This is a genomic window from Halomonas sp. 3D7M (assembly GCF_014897885.1).
Lineage (GTDB): Bacteria > Pseudomonadota > Gammaproteobacteria > Pseudomonadales > Halomonadaceae > Vreelandella.
In genome coordinates this window covers 1-2529 of record NZ_JABUZF010000023.1, presented here as the reverse complement: position 1 = coordinate 2529, position 2529 = coordinate 1, and the positions used below count along the sequence as shown (strand labels likewise).

The window sequence follows — 2529 nt, the reverse complement described above, 5'->3', positions numbered from 1 at the left end:
CGAATATAAGCGAGCCACTAACCTCGCTTAGATGGGTAAGGTCTCTTTCCAGTGCCAGGGCAGTATTGTGTTGAGGTCATCGTCGTTGAGGGTGAGCAGCGTCTCGAATGTGTTAGCCAACGGTTTGCGTATTTGGTTAATCGAAAGTGAACACACAGAGTGGTGTTTGAAGCGCTATTTTTTTCTAGCTGCTTTTCTTTTTCGCATCGGCTTCTTACCCATCCCACGTAAAGCCGAGAAATCACCACCCTCTACTTCAGCGATTAACGCTTTCAGACCATCAGTGAGGGGCTGCATAAAATGCCCGTATCGCATCCGCTTTTCACTGATAGCTTCAAGCTGAGACTCCCAATGTGCGGTCATATCAGGAACGACCATTCGTTTAGGCAGACTGTTCACAAGATGCTTTCCTACCTCTGTCGAGTGGATCTCCTTACCTTTCTTTGTCAGAAACTGCCGCTTGAACAGTAACTCGATGATCCCTGCACGGGTGGCTTCCGTGCCGAGCCCATCTGTATCCCTGAGCACTTTTTTAATTTCAGGGTCTGATACGTACCTCGCTATTCCCGTCATGGCGGAGAGTAATGTTGCATCTGTGAAACGTTTCGGGGGGCTGGTTTGTTTCTCATCCATTTTGCCGTCGATGCAGGTAACAGGATCTCCAGACTTCACGTTGGGAAGAACCACTGACGAAAACTCTGCGTCTTGCTTGTGGTTCTTTTGAGGTGGTAGCAGTGCCTTCCAGCCGTTGGAAATAACTGACTTCTGTTTGGCGATGAACAACCCACCTTCCACCTCGCTGTCAATTTGATGCTCAGCATACTCAAACGGCGGGTAAAACTGTATTAAGTACTGGCGGGCAACAAGCTCGTAGATATTCTTCTCGTCCTGAGACAGACGATCACCTGGGGCGGCTCTAGATGTTGGTATAATTGCGTGGTGCGCGCCTACTTTGGCATCGTTCCACGCCTTGCTCTTCAGGTCGAGGTCAGCCTTTTGAACGCTTTCAGAAAGCGCCGGCGATGTTTTGGCTATCGACTGAGCCACTGTTTGGCGTTCAGCATAATGGCCTTTGGGCAAATACCGACAGTCTGAACGTGGGTAGGTGATCAGTTTATGACGTTCATATAACTTTTGGCATATGTCCAGAGTCTTCTGGGCGTTTAGATTGAAGCGCTTTGATGCATCAATTTGCAGCGATGAAAGACTGTAGGGTAGGGGAGTAGGCTGTTTTTTCTTGTCACGTTTAACTGCGATGACGTTACCTGTATGCCCAGCTACCTTTTGAAGAACGACTTCAGCAAGCTTTCGTGAAAGAACACGTCCTTCCTCGTCAGTGTAAGGCTCACAAGCAGTACTAGGCTTCCATTTTGCTGTAAAAGACTCACCAGCCACTGTCTGAAGCGTTATAAAGACCTCATAAAATGGCTTGGTTATAAAGTTTTCGATTTCTTGGTCTCGGTGAACGACCAGTCCTAATACAGGTGTCTGCACTCTGCCAATCGACAAAACGCCTTTGTACCCAGCGCTTTGGCCAAGAAGGGTGCAAAGGCGAGTCATATTAATACCATAGAGCCAATCGGCCCTTGCCCTTGCCAGGGCGGATGTTGCTAACGGTATGAAGTCAGTGTTCTTGCGAAGATTATTCAACGCCTTCTGAATAGCAGCAGGGTTCATATCGTTAACGAGACAGCGCAACGTAGCTTCGCGCTTTGCTTTATTGGCACCCGAATAATTGATCACTTCATCGACCAGGATCTGCCCGACGCGATCAGGGTCACCCATATTGACCAGCTGGTCAGCTTCTTTAATCAATTTTTTGACGACATTAAACTGTGAGCGGGTTTGGCTTTTGACTTGATGTTTCCACTCGACTGGGATAATCGGCAGGTGCTCTTTTTTCCACTTTTTGTACTCAGGGTCATAAGCATCTGGCTCAGCCTGCTCCAATAAGTGACCAATACACCAGGTTACAACATCACCATTAGCCACCCTGATAAACCCATCATCTTTCTGGTGGGGTTTGGGAAGCACATCTGCAACTGCGCGTCCGACACTCGGCTTTTCGGCAATGTATAGAATCAACTCTTTTTACCTCGCTCAAATCCTACGACTTTTACCTTGTTAAGCTCAGCCTGAAGGGCGTCAATTCTCTCAAGTGCTTCGTAAAGGGAGAACTCTAGATTGGCATTTTTTTCAATAACTTTATCGCAAAAAGACTTGATTTCATCTCTTTGACAGCGGTATTTTTCTTTTAGGCGAGCTTCCTTATCCCGTTGGGCACGAAGGCGATCAAGCTTCTTTGACTTAGTCTTATGAGTATCATTATCTTTATTAATTTTGTTTTTTTCGATAGCTTTTTTAGATTTTATTAAAAAATCTTTGTAATAGTAAATGGCACCAGCACTTAATCCAGCTTCATCATTAATGCGGCTAATATTAATACGACCATCATTTGGTGTTTTCTCAGGTTGTCCTTGTAGCAATCGTTGAAGCGCGACTTCAAGCCGCTGCAATGTATGCTCAGAT

General features: G+C 46.3%; 2 protein-coding genes. Both read right to left on the bottom strand.

All coding sequences use genetic code 11. From position 1 onward, the window contains the following. Positions 1-174: 174 nt before the first annotated feature. The gene (locus INT22_RS00480) at positions 175-2085 is read right to left on the bottom strand and encodes a DNA topoisomerase III (protein ID WP_193059637.1); all 1911 of its coding nucleotides are present in this window, start codon (positions 2083-2085) and stop codon (positions 175-177) included. Beyond that, the coding region (locus INT22_RS00475; RefSeq protein ID WP_193067473.1) for a hypothetical protein at positions 2082-2529 on the bottom strand (448 nt) is incomplete at its 5' end. The genes INT22_RS00475 and INT22_RS00480, both read right to left, overlap by 4 nt.